Source organism: Halolactibacillus alkaliphilus (genome assembly GCF_900115465.1).
GTDB lineage: Bacteria > Bacillota > Bacilli > Bacillales > Amphibacillaceae > Halolactibacillus > Halolactibacillus alkaliphilus.
Window position 1 is genome coordinate 20,115 of sequence record NZ_FOWN01000011.1, and the last position, 15,244, is coordinate 35,358.

The 15,244-nt window shown below is 39.1% G+C and carries 15 protein-coding genes; 11 read left to right on the plus strand and 4 right to left on the minus strand.

The features are described 5' to 3' along the window. Positions 1-109: 109 nt before the first annotated feature. From BM163_RS06320 to BM163_RS06330, 3 genes are all read left to right on the plus strand, one after another. A complete protein-coding gene (locus BM163_RS06320) occupies positions 110-490 on the plus strand; it encodes an ArsR/SmtB family transcription factor (RefSeq protein WP_089801326.1) in 381 nt (126 codons plus the stop codon). 4 nt (positions 491-494) lie between these two features. Beyond that, complete coding sequence (locus BM163_RS06325) at positions 495-2,615, plus strand: heavy metal translocating P-type ATPase (protein ID WP_089801410.1); 2,121 nt, start codon at positions 495-497, stop codon at positions 2,613-2,615. A gap of 283 nt (positions 2,616-2,898) precedes the next feature. Beyond that, positions 2,899-3,828 carry a hypothetical protein gene (locus BM163_RS06330; RefSeq protein ID WP_089801328.1) on the plus strand — a complete coding sequence of 310 codons (930 nt, stop codon included), beginning with the start codon at positions 2,899-2,901 and terminating at the stop codon, positions 3,826-3,828. Between the two features lie 144 nt (positions 3,829-3,972). Here the strand turns inward: BM163_RS06330 and BM163_RS06335 are convergent, their stop codons facing one another. Beyond that, positions 3,973-4,467 (minus strand): hypothetical protein, encoded by a 495-nt coding sequence (locus BM163_RS06335; protein WP_089801330.1) that lies wholly within the window; start codon positions 4,465-4,467, stop codon positions 3,973-3,975. A 234-nt stretch (positions 4,468-4,701) separates the two neighbouring features. On the opposite strand from BM163_RS06335, the gene BM163_RS06340 reads away from it, so the two are divergent. Next, entirely contained in the window at positions 4,702-5,427 is a 726-nt protein-coding gene (locus tag BM163_RS06340; protein ID WP_089801332.1) for a GntR family transcriptional regulator, read from the plus strand. Between the two features lie 93 nt (positions 5,428-5,520). On the opposite strand, the gene BM163_RS06345 is transcribed toward BM163_RS06340, so the two are convergent. Continuing rightward, complete coding sequence (locus BM163_RS06345; RefSeq protein WP_089801335.1) at positions 5,521-6,087, minus strand: NADPH-dependent FMN reductase; 567 nt, start codon at positions 6,085-6,087, stop codon at positions 5,521-5,523. A gap of 1 nt (position 6,088) precedes the next feature. Beyond that, complete coding sequence (locus tag BM163_RS06350) at positions 6,089-7,153, minus strand: LLM class flavin-dependent oxidoreductase (protein ID WP_089801412.1); 1,065 nt, start codon at positions 7,151-7,153, stop codon at positions 6,089-6,091. 447 nt (positions 7,154-7,600) lie between these two features. Between BM163_RS06350 and BM163_RS06355 the strand changes: the two genes are divergently transcribed. The 6 genes from BM163_RS06355 (at position 7,601) to deoC (ending at position 12,478) form a co-directional block, all read left to right on the plus strand. Continuing rightward, positions 7,601-8,905: a pyrimidine-nucleoside phosphorylase gene (locus tag BM163_RS06355; protein ID WP_089801414.1), complete on the plus strand. Its 1,305-nt coding sequence runs from the start codon at positions 7,601-7,603 to the stop codon at positions 8,903-8,905. A gap of 95 nt (positions 8,906-9,000) precedes the next feature. After that, positions 9,001-9,168: a XapX domain-containing protein gene (locus BM163_RS06360; protein WP_089801337.1), complete on the plus strand. Its 168-nt coding sequence runs from the start codon at positions 9,001-9,003 to the stop codon at positions 9,166-9,168. Positions 9,169-9,274: 106 nt separating this feature from the next. Continuing rightward, positions 9,275-10,453: a phosphopentomutase gene (gene deoB / locus BM163_RS06365; RefSeq protein WP_089801416.1), complete on the plus strand. Its 1,179-nt coding sequence runs from the start codon at positions 9,275-9,277 to the stop codon at positions 10,451-10,453. A gap of 38 nt (positions 10,454-10,491) precedes the next feature. After that, positions 10,492-11,310: a purine-nucleoside phosphorylase gene (locus tag BM163_RS06370; protein WP_089801339.1), complete on the plus strand. Its 819-nt coding sequence runs from the start codon at positions 10,492-10,494 to the stop codon at positions 11,308-11,310. 81 nt (positions 11,311-11,391) lie between these two features. Continuing rightward, positions 11,392-11,814, plus strand: a complete 423-nt coding sequence (gene cdd, locus BM163_RS06375; RefSeq protein WP_089801341.1) for a cytidine deaminase — start codon at positions 11,392-11,394, stop codon at positions 11,812-11,814. Next, positions 11,807-12,478: a deoxyribose-phosphate aldolase gene (gene deoC / locus BM163_RS06380; RefSeq protein WP_089801342.1), complete on the plus strand. Its 672-nt coding sequence runs from the start codon at positions 11,807-11,809 to the stop codon at positions 12,476-12,478. The genes cdd and deoC overlap by 8 nt, the downstream gene beginning before the upstream one ends. A 104-nt stretch (positions 12,479-12,582) precedes the next feature. Here the strand turns inward: deoC and BM163_RS06385 are convergent, their stop codons facing one another. After that, a complete protein-coding gene (locus BM163_RS06385) occupies positions 12,583-13,371 on the minus strand; it encodes a Nif3-like dinuclear metal center hexameric protein (protein WP_170243638.1) in 789 nt (262 codons plus the stop codon). Positions 13,372-13,644: 273 nt separating this feature from the next. Here BM163_RS06385 and BM163_RS06390 point away from each other — a divergent pair, with 273 nt between their 5' ends. Then, positions 13,645-15,189: a response regulator gene (locus tag BM163_RS06390; RefSeq protein WP_089801346.1), complete on the plus strand. Its 1,545-nt coding sequence runs from the start codon at positions 13,645-13,647 to the stop codon at positions 15,187-15,189. The last annotated feature ends 55 nt before the right edge of the window (positions 15,190-15,244 follow it).

Below are 15,244 nucleotides of genomic sequence, written 5' to 3' on the forward strand. Positions count from 1 at the left end.
GTAGTCGCTTTTTCACGTGATTAACATAGACTAACAAGCCATTGACAAACATTCAAATGAAGATTAAAATGACATTAATCAAATGAACGTTTGAATAAGGAGTGTAACGATGACTGAAAAAACAAAAGAGATCTGTGATGTAGCTGTTTTTAATGAAGATAAAGTATATCGGGTAAAGGAAATGGTAGAGAGTGAGAATATATTAGCGGTGAGTGAAATGTTTAAAGCACTATGTGATGAGACGCGACTAAAAATAGCCTATGCCTTGACGCAAGAAGCTAAACTGTGTGTATGTGATGTTGCTCATATCATTGGCTCATCAACAGCCACAGCCTCACACCATTTAAGACACCTAAAAAAACTGGGGCTCGCAAAAAGTTCTAAAGAAGGCAAACAAGTCTATTATCAGTTAGATGACGATCATGTTAAGACGCTCATTACGATTGGTTTAGTACATCAGAAAGAGGTAGAAAAACGTGAAGACAGCTGATCAAATGGAAAATCACACATACCGTGTCAAAGGTTTTTCTTGTGCCAGTTGTGCCAAGACTTTCGAGAATAATGTTAAGGATTTACCTGGTGTGATCGATGCACGTGTTAATTTTGGTGCATCGAAAATTACGGTCACTGGTCATACGTCGCTTCAGGCATTAGAAAAAGCAGGGGAATTTGAAGGGCTTAAGCTCACAGTGGATGGAACGAGAAAAGATCAGGTTTCTGCTGATGAAAAAGAAGTGGTCCCGTGGTTTAAGCAATATGAAACGGAGCTATTTGGTCTCATATTTCTATTGTTAGGTATTGTGTCGAGTGTAATGAGTGGTCATAGTCATCCAATGACGGCTTTATTAGTTGTCATTTCGAGTGCTGTTTTAGGTTTCCAATTATTTAAAGTAGGGATTAAAAACTTGAGGCGCTTTGTTTTTGATATGCGCACATTAATGACGGTGGCCGTCTTCGGAGGGGTATTAATTGGTGAATGGCTAGAAGTGGGTATTGTCGTTATGTTGTTTCGTGTAAGTGAATTACTTGAAGGATATTCTATGGACCGCGCCCGTAAATCCATAGCCTCTTTGATTGATATGGCACCATCTAAGGCACAGATTAGGCGAGTAGATGGGGATGAAATGTTCGACGTCGATGCGATTAATATCGGTGATGTGATGGTCGTTAAACCAGGAGAAAAACTTGCGATGGATGGCGTGATTATTGAAGGGCAATCCTTGATTAACCAAGCAGCTATTACGGGTGAAAGTCTTCCAGAAGAAAAGTCTGTGGGTGATGATGTTTATGCTGGGACGCTAAATACAGATGGGTTATTGTTAGTAAGTGTCACAAAGCGCGTCGAGGATACAACGTTACAAAAAATCATTCATTTAGTAGAAGAAGCACAAGCGGAAAAAGCGCCAGCTGAGCGCTTTATTGACGGTTTTGCCAGAGTATATACACCGATTATTATGCTCATTAGTTTATTGGTGATGATTGTGCCGCCATTGTTTTTTAGTCAAGACGTTTCTTTATGGTTTTATCAAGGACTTGCTATATTAATTGTCGGTTGTCCATGTGCTCTTGTTGTTTCAACACCTATTTCTATCGTTTCAGCGATTGGAAATGCCGCAAAACAAGGTGTATTAATTAAAGGTGGTGTGCATTTAGAAACGCTCGGTAGAATCAAAGTAATGGCCTTTGATAAAACAGGCACATTAACCAAAGGTGAGCCGTTTGTGACGGATGTTCACCTTATAGACCAAAGTGTATCAGAAATTGATGTTATGACGCTTATTTATGGATTGGAGAAGGACTCAACGCATCCGTTAGCCAAAGCACTTACAACGAAAGCCTCTGAGTATACGCTCAGTAAGACGGGTATGACAGAGATGACAGAGATTATGTCTTTACCCGGTCGCGGTATTCAAGGAAAGCAAAACGGCATCCCGTGTGCTGTTCAAAGTCCTAAAAATGTTCTATCAGCTTTAACGCCTGAGATTAAGACGGCGATTCATACATTGGAATCAAAAGGCAAGACAGTTGTCGTTGTGACGAAAGATTCTCAACCCCTGGCCTATCTTGCGATAGCTGATGAAATAAGAGACACGGCAAAAGAAACTTTGCGACATCTACACAACTTAGGTATAAAAGATACGATTATGTTAACAGGGGATAATCACCGAGCTGCAGAAGATATTGCTTCACAGCTAGGTATTGATCAGGTACGGTCTGAATTATTACCTGAAGATAAATTGACGGTTATTGATCAGCTAGTAAAGGATTATCACTATGTGGCGATGGTAGGTGATGGTGTTAATGATGCGCCTGCCATGGCGAAAGCTAGTGTAGGGATTGCTATGGGGGCTAAAGGAACAGATACCGCCCTTGAAACAGCCGATCTTGCTCTTATGGCTGATGACTTAACCACTTTACCTTTTACTGTTCGTTTAAGCAGAAAAACTTTGCGCATCATAAAAGCAAATGTGACCTTTTCACTGTTAATTAAGCTATTGGCTCTTATGCTAGTGATCCCAGGTTGGCTGACGTTGTGGCTTGCTATTATATCTGATATTGGAGCCACTTTATTAGTGTCTCTTAATAGTATGCGATTATTAAAGCTAAAGCCGTAGATATGGCAATATAAATAGCTCTTAGTTAGTTTTTAGGCGGGGTCTTTCAATGAATTAATGCTTCTAAGATTATGCAATTTTGTATAAGACATTTAACTATAGCGGAGGCATTACTTTCCTGAATCATGTCCACCTAAAACTATAGGCTTATTTCCGGTAGTACGTACTTTGAAGAAATGTGTCAATATTCCCTCCTTATACCGGTGTATGTCATTTAGAAAAAGGGAAAAGTATAAGTAGAATATGGAGTATATCGTATTCATTTAAAAAGGGGGGCTTATAAATGAGAAAGCTAGGGATAGCATGTCTGATGTTACTGATAACACTTGTTGCATGTAATACGACAGAAGATACAGATGACCCTGCGACAGATACACGACCAGATGAGGCGATTGAAGAACCTGAGGACGGCGGATCAATGGATGAAGAAACAGGTGAAGACAGTAGCAATGATGACCCGCTCTATACAGAAGTTAGTTACGACACAGTAATACCCGTGGTCACCTATGTTTTTAGTGACGACGATGAGATGATGCTGATAGCTTTAATGACTAAAGAAGAGGTTTTAGACAATGAATCCGCATTGATGATAAGTTTAACTGAAAGTGACCAAACAACGACCAACGCGTTTAGTCAGCTAGATGCGGTGGAGATATCAGGCGGTGAAGCGACACTTAAATTTACTGGGCCACAACCATTTGTCTCGCTTGCTTCAACCGAACATATGATATTAGATCACATGTTCAAGCAACTGGGTGCCTTGTACAATATCGCCACGTTTAATTTCGTGGTTGATGGAGAAAGTGGGATTGATTATGGTCAAGTTGGCTTTATAGAATCGCTTCCTGTTGAATCTTTAGATGTTACTGGAGTGGTTCAAGTGACAGACGAGGCGTTATTAGAAGGACTTGACGGGCCCATCTTTCGTCCAATGCGTGATATGGTCACACTCCAGTTAGCGACATTTAAAGCAGCTGTTGAGAAGACGGTTAATTTTAAAGGGCCACAAGGTTATCGGAACGTATTTGAGGGAATTGAAATCATCGATATACAGGAAGATGGTTCAACAGTAGATGTGCTCATCAAGGGCGAAGTGGCAGAGGAAGAGGCATTATTTCATGCGTTAGCTATTATGGCCGCGCCATTTGATTTTGAGACAGTTAACGTTATTGATGAGGTTGCCATGACAAAAACAATGATAGCGCTCTACTAAACAAAAAAAGCCACAAGGCAGAGGGCACTCTAAAATGGACCCTAAAGATGGAGACTTTTTAGTGTGTCCATTCTTTAGGGGCCATTTTAATCTGTATCTTGTGGCTTTTTCAAAAATTATCGGAATGTATAAAAACACCAGTTGTCAATTAAATAAATCAGTGATAGCGCCTGTTTCTGGATCAACGAGGTACCAACCATATGTTGCGGTGTGGGTAGCTCCTTCACCGTTATCAACGACTTCAAAGACTTGAATTCTGTAGTGACCATTGTCATCAGTCCCATCGAAAAGGTAATTCATTTCCATGTAGAGCCCTTCAGCTTCTAAATACTCTTTTACTAAACGAACGGCATCATCTGAAGAATAACGGCCACCTTCTTCTGAAGTGGGTTGATCTGAAGTGTCATCTTCAGTTTCGTCATGTGAATCGTTACTGTCCTCAGTTACACTGTTATTACCGGTGGATGTCTCATTGGATGTGTCGCTTTCATCGCTGTTGGTTGATTCATTATCCGATGGTGTCTCTGTGTGTTCATCTGCTATTTCGTCAATAGATTCATCAACGGTATCGGTATCTTTGTTGCAGGCAGTTAGCAGTAAACCGAAAATAATTAATATGTAAGTTAGGTGTTTCATCATCGTAGTTCCCCCATTTCATTAGCTTATTTCATCGTAAGGTGATGAGGAGTGAAAGTCAATATGTATAAGGGTGGATTTCAAAAAGACTGGCTGAAAGTCTTAGAATGAATAATCACAAAGTAGTAAAATCTGTTGTTCTGTTAACAGAAGGTTCGTGCTATAATTAAAGTGGTGATGCCGTGAAAGCGCCATCAATAAGAGTGTAATTAAATTGACAGAAAAGGAGGCACTTTTATGGAGTATAACTACCAAACCCCGCGCTATCTTCTCGTGATTGAACAGATTAAAGAAAAAATTCAAAGTGGTGAACTAGAACCAGGAGAAAGATTGCCTTCTGAAATGGAATTTTCAAAACAATTACGTGTGTCTCGTAATACATTGCGAGAAGCGTTACGTATATTAGAAGAGGAAAATATCATTTTAAGAAAGCATGGTGTGGGTACGTTTGTTAATCGAAAACCACAATTTAAAGGCGGTTTAGAGGAATTATTTAGTATTACGGATATGATTAAGCGAGAAGGAAAAGAGCCCAGTACAGAGTGGTTATCGACAGGTTATGCCGAACCACACAGTGATGATCGTGAAGAATTAGAGCTTAATGAAGACGAACGTGTTTACTTGGTTAAGCGCTTGCGTAAAGCTGATGGTGAGCCACTTGTTTATTGTATTGACAAAATGCCTGAACATAAGCTATCAAATGATTTTGAAATTAGAGGCGAATCAATTTTTGATGCATTACAACGTGATGCGGGGATTATAATTAGTTACGCAAAAGCTGATATTAACACGATTGGTTACCATCAAGAGATATCGAAAATATTAGACTGTGACCGTGATATACCTTTGCTCGTTTTAAAACAAATACATTACGATTTAGATGATCATCCTATCCTTTACTCACTGAATTTCTTCCGATCGGATCAAGTAAGTTTTAATGTGTTTAGAAAACGCATGGTATAGTATAAGTCAATTGGTTGGACGTCAGAGGATGGTCCTCCATCAATCTAAAGATGCCATCAACGTATAGTGTTGATGGTATCTTTATGTAGGCTATTAAAAGTCGTACTTAGCCTCTAATTTTTGCCGCATCTCATTATATGAGTCTTTGAGTAAGAGTGTGTCTTCTACCAATGCTTGGAGCCGGAATTGGACATCATCATTCACAATGGTTTGGAAGTGGAAGTCGCGCTCTTCGATAAATACGTATTGACTAGACACAATGGCTTTCATATAACTAAGAATTGGTTTAAGTTGTTGTTCAACAACGAGATAGTGCTTTTGTGAACCTGCGGTGACCACAAGCCCCACGACTTTTTCTTTAAAAGCATGTGTTGGCAGTAAATCGAAAATATTTTTAAGTGTTCCTGGGATAGATGCTTGAAATATAGGTGTACCAATAAAAATAAGGTCTGCCTGCATGATTTTTTCTGTTACATACACCGTATCGCCATCATAATCTAAATAATGCCGTCCGTCACTAAAGACGAGCTGATAATCTTTTAAATCTATCATGTCAACAATCAAGTGGTCATACTGGTTGCGCAACTTAGCCTCAATGACGGACATAGCTGTTTTGGTTTTTGATCCAACTGTTGAGCCGGAAAGAATCACAACGTGCATATTAATTTTCCTCCTTAGGGCGCGTATACTGACGTATTTTAGGGAGGATTTTCTCACCAATTATGTCAATGTTTCGCATGAGTTGATTGAAAGGAACCCCACCAAAATCCATTTGACCTATATAACGTTGATGCTTAAACACATCATGTTGATAGAGTAACTTTTCAATGACTTCTTCTACACTGCCGATATTCATGACGTTATGCTTATCTTTGCCATGTGCAAAAGCTTGCTTAGAAAAACCTTGTCCATTCGTTCGTTTCATTCCTTCATTAATGTAGGAATACATCTCTTTTTGAGCCTGTGTCGTTGTTTTTGCGACATGGAAAAACCCAGCAGTACCAACAGGATAATGGGTAGGGTCAAACCCAGATTGGTGAAGTGTCTCGCGGTAAGTCTGAATAACTGATTTGAAGGTTGAAACTGGGCCGCCAAGCATCGCTAAATGCATAGGAACCCCGTGACGTGCTGCTTTAATGGCACTTGCCGATGTGCCACCTACAGCTCGCCAAATCGGTAAGGGATTTTCCGAACGTGGGAGCACATGTGCATGATGGAGTTTTGGTCGATACTGCCCTTCAAATGTAACATAGGCTTCGTTGTTAATTTGGTTGAGTAAAGCAAATTTTTCTTCGAATAAACCTTCATAATCACTGACGTCATATCCAAGTAACTCAAAAAGACCTATTCTTGAAGCACGCCCTGCGATAATTTCTACGCGGTTATTTGAGATTAAGTCAATTGTCGCAAAGTCTTCATATACGCGAACAGGATCTGATGTGGAAATGATAGTTGCTGATGATCCGAGTTTAATCTGTTTGGTTACTTGGCTTATAGCAGATAAAACAGTGGTATGTGCTTGAGTAACAAAGCCTTCTTGATGGCTTTCACCGACGCTGAAAAAATCTAGACCCGCTTCATCGCTTAATTTTGCTAGTTCAATGATTTCCTTAAGACGCTGCTTTGCAGAAATTTTTTTACCAGTCTCGGGGTTCATTAAATGATCGCCCAATGTATAAATGCCGAACTCTAATCCGTTTTTGTTGTTGATACGATAATCGTGCATAGACATAGTCATCGCTCCTTAAAATAATCTGTGATCGCCTCTAATGTAAAATGTTCCACCGGAAAATGCAATCAATAAGTCTTGATTTCGAGATAATAACGTGTGGCAATGCAAAAAGTATTAATCAAAAGGATGAAAGAACGGATAATTAATTATTGACTTGTTGGACGTCTTACTTATATAATGGAGATGTAAGTATTTTGTAAGGGATTTCATAAGGCAACCGAGAGGTTGGACGTCCTATCAGAAAAAAAGAGAAAAATAAAATATATAAATAAGTTTGTATTAAAACGTTTTGCTTGTTTTATGATAAAACAGGTGATAATCAGGGTATACCTTTAATACGGACTTACACTCTCCTAGCACACTATATATAAAGCGTTAAACAATGCTCGTGTAAAAGTTGTAAAACAGAAAATGTAAGGAATAGAAAGGATGGATGAAACGATGCGTATGGTAGACTTAATTGCCAAAAAACGAGATGGTGAAGCTTTAACTAAAGAAGAGATCAACTTTATGATTGAAGGATATACCAAAGGTGAGATTCCAGATTATCAAATGTCAGCAATGGCAATGGCTTTGTATTTTCAAGAAATGACAACAGAAGAACGCGTGAACTTAACGATGGCGATGGTGGATAGTGGAGATACTATTGACTTAACAGGTATCGAAGGAATTAAAGTAGACAAGCATTCAACAGGTGGTGTTGGTGATACAACGACATTAATTTTAGCCCCGCTTGTCGCAAGTGTTGGTGTACCTGTTGCTAAAATGTCTGGCCGTGGACTGGGTCACACAGGTGGTACGATTGATAAACTAGAATCATTTGAAGGATTTCAGGTGGAGTTAGATGGAAAGACATTTAATGATCTTGTCAATAAAAATAAAGTAGCAGTAGTAGGTCAAAGTGGCAACTTAACACCTGCGGATAAAAAACTCTACGCCTTACGCGATGTAACGGCGACAGTTAATTCTATTCCTTTAATTGCAAGCTCAATTATGAGTAAAAAGATTGCCTCAGGTGCGGATGCGATTGTATTAGATGTTAAGACAGGTTCAGGTGCCTTTATGGAGAACTTAGATGATGCTAAAGCACTTGCTAAAGCAATGGTAGCCATTGGTAATGGTGCCGGTAGACAAACAATTGGTGTTATTTCTGATATGACTCAACCGCTTGGTTTTGCGGTTGGGAATGCATTAGAAGTAAAAGAAGCGATTGATACGTTGAAAGGTCAAGGACCAGAAGACTTAACAGAGTTATGCTTGACACTCGGTAGCCATATGGTGTATTTAGCTAAAAAAGCAGCGTCGATTGATGCAGCTAGAACTATGCTAGAAGACGCTATCACTTCTGGACATGCGTTAGAAACTTTTAAGGTGTTTGTTGCTGGTCAAGGTGGTAATCCCGATGTGATTGATGACCCAAGCCTTTTACCACAAGCAAGTATAGTAAAAGAAATTGTAGCAGATCAAGCGGGCTACGTTCAAGAAATCATTGCCGATGAAGTTGGTATCGGGGCAGGTATGCTTGGTGCTGGTCGGATGACGAAAGAATCAGAAATTGACCTTGCTGTTGGTTTGGTATTAAATAAAAAAGTTGGCGATTACGTAGAAAAAGGCGCGTCGTTAGTTACGCTCCATGCTAATACAGAAAACACACAAGAAGTTGAAGATAAAGTTCGACAAGCCTATCGTATAAGCGATGAAAAACCAAAAGCGGGTGTATTAATTTATGACGTCATTACTGAATAATGATGTTTCGTAAAAACCAGAATTGTAACCAGATAAACTAGAGATAACGATGGTGAATGAAAATGATAAATACATTAAAGATAAGGAGATCAATCATGAAAGAACTCTTTCTAGCGCTAATCGCAGGCATGCTTGTAGGGATTTTATTTAAATTTTTAAAGTTACCTTTACCAGCACCACCCGTATTTTCTGCTGTGGTCGGTGTGTTCGGTGTCTACTTCGGTGGAGTCGTAGCCGAGTATTTACGAGCCTTTTTTAGTTAAGTATAATATCAGTCGTTTAACCGGTGTTATCACCGGTTAAACACCACTGATATGTTTTTGTGTTCAAATAAATGAAATTAAATAATAGGAAGGATGAATGAATGTGATAGAGCAGTTCAAAAGAATATTCTTAGTTGTAATGGATTCAGTCGGTATTGGAGAAGCGCCAGATGCCGCGCAATTTGATGATGTGGGGTCAGATACACTTGGCCATATCGCTGAACATATGAAGGGCTTAAATATGCCAACAATGGGCGCGTTAGGTCTAAGTAATATCCGTGAAATTAAAGGGATAGAAAAAGCAGACAAACCATTGGCGCATTACACAAAAATGGCAGAAGCATCAAACGGAAAAGATACAATGACAGGTCATTGGGAAATAATGGGCCTCCATATTGATCAGCCGTTTCAAACATTCCCAGATGGATTTCCAGATGATTTATTAGATGAGCTCAAGGAAAAGACAGGTCGTGGTATCATTGGTAACAAACCAGCCTCAGGTACGGAGATTCTCGTTGAATTAGGAGAAGAGCACATGAAGACGGGGGATTTAATCGTCTATACATCAGCCGATTCCGTTTTGCAAATTGCTGCGCATGAAGATGTTGTACCGATTGATGAATTATACGCTATTTGTGAGACGGCACGTAAAATGACAATGAACGATAAATATATGGTTGGCCGAATTATTGCGCGTCCATTTACTGGTGAACCGGGTGCTTTTGAGCGGACGTCTAATCGCCATGATTATGCCTTAAAGCCTTTTGGTCGAACCGTGATGAATGCTTTAGAAGATGGCGGCTATGATGTTGTCGCTTTAGGTAAGATTGCTGATATTTATGATGGTGAGGGTGTTACGCAGTCGATTAGAACAAAAGATAATGATGATGGGATGGAGAAACTCATTCAATCCATGGATGAAGATTTTCATGGCCTTAACTTCTTAAACCTCGTTGATTTTGATGCGAAATACGGTCACCGCCGTGATCCACAAGGTTATGGTGAAGCGCTGGAAACATTTGATAAGCGGTTGCCAGAAGTGTTAGAAAAATTAAACGATGATGATCTATTAATTATTACGGCAGACCATGGTAACGATCCTGTCCACCATGGAACGGACCATACTCGCGAATATGTCCCACTTATTGTGCATCATAAAGGCATTAAAGAAGGTAAACATTTACCAATTCGTCAAACTTTTGCAGATATTGGTGCAACAGTAGCTGACAACTTTAAAGTTGATATGCCACAGTATGGTAAGAGTTTCTTAGATGAGATAAAATAATAAAAGACGTATTATGAAGAATTATAAGGAGGATAAAAATGACAACACAACTACAAGAAGCAACAGCATTTATTAAAAAACAATTAAGTGAAAAGCCACAAGTCGGCCTTATCTTAGGTTCAGGTCTGGGTATGTTAGCAGATGAGATAGAGCAACCGGTGAAGATTAAGTATGATGTGATTCCAGGATTTCCTGTGTCGACCGTTGAAGGCCATGCAGGGCAACTTGTCATTGGTGAATTAGAAGGTGTAAGTGTCATCGCGATGCAAGGGCGTTTCCACTTTTATGAGGGTTACGGTTTAGATGCGGTGACTTTCCCTGTTAGAGTAATGAAGCAACTCGGTGTTGAAAAACTCTTTGTGACAAATGCTGCCGGCGGTGTGAATGAAGCGTTTGAGCCTGGTAACTTAATGCTGATCACTGACCATATTAATAATACTGGACAAAATCCACTCATAGGACCAAATGATAATGATCAAGGTGTTCGCTTCCCAGATCTTTCACAAGCTTATGATAGAAACTTACAACGTCTTGCAAAAGATGTTGCAAAAGAACTATCATTAGACCTAAAAGAAGGTGTTTACGTATGGAATACAGGTCCAACTTATGAAACACCAGCGGAAATCAAAATACTTCAAACAGTCGGTGGCGACGCTGTCGGTATGTCAACAGTCCCAGAAGTGATCGTTGCTCGTCATGTAGGCCTAGAGGTCTTAGGTATTTCATGTATTTCAAATATGGCCGCAGGAATTCTTGATCAACCACTTAACCATGAAGAGGTTATCGAAACGACAGAGAAAGTCCGTGAAGATTTCCTTCGATTTGTTAAAATGATTTTAAGTAAAGTAAGTGCTTAATTAGATACGTAAAGCAGGTAAAAAAATGCTGCGTATTCAAGTATATTTGGGGGTTAATGCGGATAAAGGAGCTAGATGTTAATGGATAATCAAACATTGATTCAAGAAGCAAAAAAGGCTAGAGATAAAGCGTACGTCCCGTATTCAAAATTTAAAGTTGGTGCGGCTTTAAAAACAACGTCAGGTAAAGTATATCATGGGTGTAATATTGAAAATGCTGCTTACTCAGCGTGTAACTGTGCGGAACGTAGTGCCCTTTTTTCAGCGTATAGCGATGGTGAACGTCAATTTGAATCATTAACGGTTGTTGCAGATACAGATCGACCAGTATCACCTTGTGGTGTCTGTCGACAAGTAATCAGTGAACTTTGTGAACCTAAAATGCCAGTCATCTTAACGAATTTACAAGGCGATATTTTACAAACAACAGTAGATGCTCTTTTACCAGGGGCATTCTTATCCAATGATTTATACAGTGACGAGGAGGCAAAAAAACATGAGTAAAGATTTAGCGCAATATATTGACCATACAGCTTTAAAAGCTGATACAACAAAAGAACAAATTATGACATTATGTAAAGAAGCAAAAGACTATCATTTTTATTCGGTTTGTGTGAATCCAGCATGGGTAGAAACGGCGGCGAAAGAATTAAAAGGTTCAGACGTTGATGTTTGTACAGTCATTGGCTTCCCATTAGGTGCAACAACATCAGAAGTAAAAGCATTTGAAACGAAAGATGCCATTGAAAAAGGTGCAACAGAAATTGATATGGTCATAAATATCGGTGCACTTAAAGATGGACAGGATGATTTGGTCGAAGCAGATATTCGTCACGTCGTTGAAGCAGCAAAAGGTAAAGCGTTAGTTAAAGTGATTATTGAAACAAGCCTCTTAACCGATGCTGAGAAAGTAAAAGCATGTGACTTTGCGGTAGCTGCTGGTGCTGATTATGTTAAAACATCAACAGGCTTCTCAACAGGTGGGGCAACAGTAGAAGATATTAAACTGATGCGTCAAACAGTTGGACCTGATATTGGGGTCAAAGCAAGTGGCGGTGTACGTGACCGTGCGGGGGCTTTAGCAATGATTGAAGCAGGTGCTACGCGTATTGGTGCAAGTAGTGGTAAAGAAATCGTGTCTGGTGGAAAAGCAGATTCGGATTATTAAATATATCAATACGTAAAAATAAGATAAAAGCCATTCTTTCTCGTGTAGAGAAAGAATGGCTTTTAGTATTACATTAATCAACAGCAACTTTTAAGCATATAATGTTAATCATATGAAAACGGTGAAGAGGAATCTATGTAGTGAACTTTTAAATCGTCAAAAGCGGCGGAAATTTTAGCGGTAAACAATTTCATCCCGGGCGCTTCTGATTCATAGTGACCTAGAACGATGCCACTTGTTGAGCGCGAAGTAAATGATGAATCACGGGAATACTCCGGTGTTTCCCATTCAAAACCTTCACCATAAATAACAAGATCCAGTTGATCATGAACAATCTTAGGAATCACATGTTCTCCATTGCCGCGGTAACCAACAAAGATACCAATTCGTTTAACAAGATGATTGTCTTCTCCAACATAGCGACAGACAGGAAGAGATAGTGTCTGTTTAACATGCTGCCGAATTGTACCGAGAGTTTCTTCCTGGACCAGCTCTACCACTGTATAGGTGGGGTGCACTGTCAGTTGATTTGGATGTGGAAAGAGTACATCCGTTAACCCGGCTGTAATCATATCTGGTGTATACATATGAATTAAGTCGTGTAAGCGAAAGATATTTAGGGATAAGTTGTTTAAGAAAGCCTCTTTTTCTTTATGCACAGTATCTAATGCGTATTTTTTTTCTGAGTGATTAAAAAATAAGCCCTCATGTGCTAGAATTAAGTTACAGTTTAGTGTCGCGGCTTTTTTGAGTGCCGCTATAGTTGGCATAAACATGACAGCAATGCCAGTAACTATATGGTGATTTTCACCGTGTAATAACGTATCAACTGTATCTTCGGGAAGGGAAAAGTCTTGTTTTAAATAAGTTAAAATCGTTTGAACAGAGTACATCATCATCCCCCTTGGTTACTGGTGTAACTCTAGTGTACAGAATGTACCCCGAGTATGGGACTGAAAAGGTATAGGAATCGTTGTAAAAAGTAAAGATTTATCCCAGTGAAACTAAAGGAGATGCGGCGTTTTTAATGGAATTATTGAGAAAGGATTGACGTTACTTTGTATATCGACTAAACTAATGGTACTAAAGACTATCGAGACGAGGAGAAAAGTCTCTTTTTTAAAGAATAAATTGGTAACGCTTACAAAAAGGATGGGGGTTATACGATGCATAAGCTAATCATTGTGGATGATGAACACTTTGTTAGGAAGGGTATGCTGGCTTTGATTGATTGGAAGTCGATTGATTATCGTGTTGTTGGTGAGGCTGATAATGGGGAGGATGCACTAGCGCTTATATTAAAAGAAGAGCCTGAAGTTGTATTCACCGATATACGGATGCCTGTCTTTGATGGTATTGAGTTAATCAAGCAAGTAAAAAAACATGCGAAGCATCAACCGAAATTTGTATTGATTAGTGGCTATGATGATTTTCAGTATGCCCAACAAGCGGTTCGGCTTGGTGTTGTTGATTTTATTTTAAAGCCTGTCAATAAAAAAGAAATTGAAGAAACTTTAAATAAGTTATCGCGAGAAATTTATGAAGAGCGTATGGAAATCCAGACAAATCAAGCCTTTATTAATCACCGCATTTTTAAACGTATCATTCTTGAACACCACGAGCCAACCAAAGAAGAATCAAGTACATTATTAAACTCACCTGAGGCTGAATTGCGATATGTAATGATTGATATTCGAGAACAATCGACAAGCACGTCGATTGATGAACAAATCCAGCATGCGATTACGCACTTTGTGGGGGCAGACCAACTCTTTATCCATCCAATTGATCGAGAGGGATATGGCCTAATTTTAGAACAAAGCTACTTACCGAAAAATGATAACGAGCTGACGTGGTTTTTCGATCATTTCAAAAATATGATTGAAACAGTCATAGGCCATGAGGTTTTTATTTATATCGGTAATAAAGCAAAGGGAATGGAAGGGATTAAAAAGTCTTATCATGTGGCAAAGCAGTTAAAAGAACATCGCTATATTAGAGAAGATGATGCCCCCCTTCTTATGACCAGAGACATTGAGCAGCGCTTGAACGAAAAAAACGAACTAGATCCACGATTATTCATCGACTTGATAGAATATGTCGAAGAGAATAGCCCCGAGAAAATAACGACGACACTTCATCGGCTAAAAGTAGCGATACAACAAGAAGGTATTATGATTAAGCAAGTCCAGCTATTTTTATATCAAATTGATCAGGCTATTGAGCAACGATTTAAAAAAGCAATGGATAGTGCCACTTCGACTGAACCTCACTTTTTAGATAATGTTGATGATTCTTATACGCTAAATGGACTTATTGAGTCCTTGCAACAGTTCTTAATCATTCGCGCAAAGCAGTTAGCAGCTTTAAATAAAGCTAAGTATAATGGTGAAATTTATAAAGTTAAACGCTACATTGATCGGCATTTTGATGAGAATTTGACTTTGAAACGTTTAGCAAATCAATTTTATATGAACCCCGTTTATTTAGGGCAGCTTTTCAAAAAAACATATGGTATCTATTTTAAAGATTATTTACTTCAAGTGCGCATTGAAGAAGCAAAACGCTGCTTGCGTCAAACGGATTTAAAAGTATACGAAGTAGCAGAAGCGGTTGGATTTGGAAGCTCCGATTATTTTGTGACCCAGTTTGAAAAGATTGTCGGTGACACCCCCTCAAAATATCGACAGAAAATCACTGTGAATAAATAAACTAACAGAAACAGCCGAAGGCTTATAGCCTTCGGCTGTTTCCATTTGGGGTATG

Bases quoted from the DNA above. Each gene is read 5' to 3' on its own strand.
- cdd (WP_089801341.1), top strand. From the start codon at position 11,392: ATGGATAATCAAACATTGATTCAAGAAGCAAAAAAGGCTAGAGATAAA.
- BM163_RS06330 (WP_089801328.1), top strand. From the start codon at position 2,899: ATGAGAAAGCTAGGGATAGCATGTCTGATGTTACTGATAACACTTGTT.
- BM163_RS06325 (WP_089801410.1), top strand. From the start codon at position 495: ATGGAAAATCACACATACCGTGTCAAAGGTTTTTCTTGTGCCAGTTGT.
- BM163_RS06355 (WP_089801414.1), top strand. From the start codon at position 7,601: ATGCGTATGGTAGACTTAATTGCCAAAAAACGAGATGGTGAAGCTTTA.
- BM163_RS06345 (WP_089801335.1), bottom strand. From the start codon at position 6,087: ATGCACGTTGTGATTCTTTCCGGCTCAACAGTTGGATCAAAAACCAAA.
- BM163_RS06360 (WP_089801337.1), top strand. From the start codon at position 9,001: ATGAAAGAACTCTTTCTAGCGCTAATCGCAGGCATGCTTGTAGGGATT.
- BM163_RS06370 (WP_089801339.1), top strand. From the start codon at position 10,492: ATGACAACACAACTACAAGAAGCAACAGCATTTATTAAAAAACAATTA.
- BM163_RS06335 (WP_089801330.1), bottom strand. From the start codon at position 4,467: ATGATGAAACACCTAACTTACATATTAATTATTTTCGGTTTACTGCTA.
- BM163_RS06320 (WP_089801326.1), top strand. From the start codon at position 110: ATGACTGAAAAAACAAAAGAGATCTGTGATGTAGCTGTTTTTAATGAA.
- BM163_RS06340 (WP_089801332.1), top strand. From the start codon at position 4,702: ATGGAGTATAACTACCAAACCCCGCGCTATCTTCTCGTGATTGAACAG.
- BM163_RS06350 (WP_089801412.1), bottom strand. From the start codon at position 7,153: ATGCACGATTATCGTATCAACAACAAAAACGGATTAGAGTTCGGCATT.
- deoC (WP_089801342.1), top strand. From the start codon at position 11,807: ATGAGTAAAGATTTAGCGCAATATATTGACCATACAGCTTTAAAAGCT.
- BM163_RS06390 (WP_089801346.1), top strand. From the start codon at position 13,645: ATGCATAAGCTAATCATTGTGGATGATGAACACTTTGTTAGGAAGGGT.
- BM163_RS06385 (WP_170243638.1), bottom strand. From the start codon at position 13,371: ATGTACTCTGTTCAAACGATTTTAACTTATTTAAAACAAGACTTTTCC.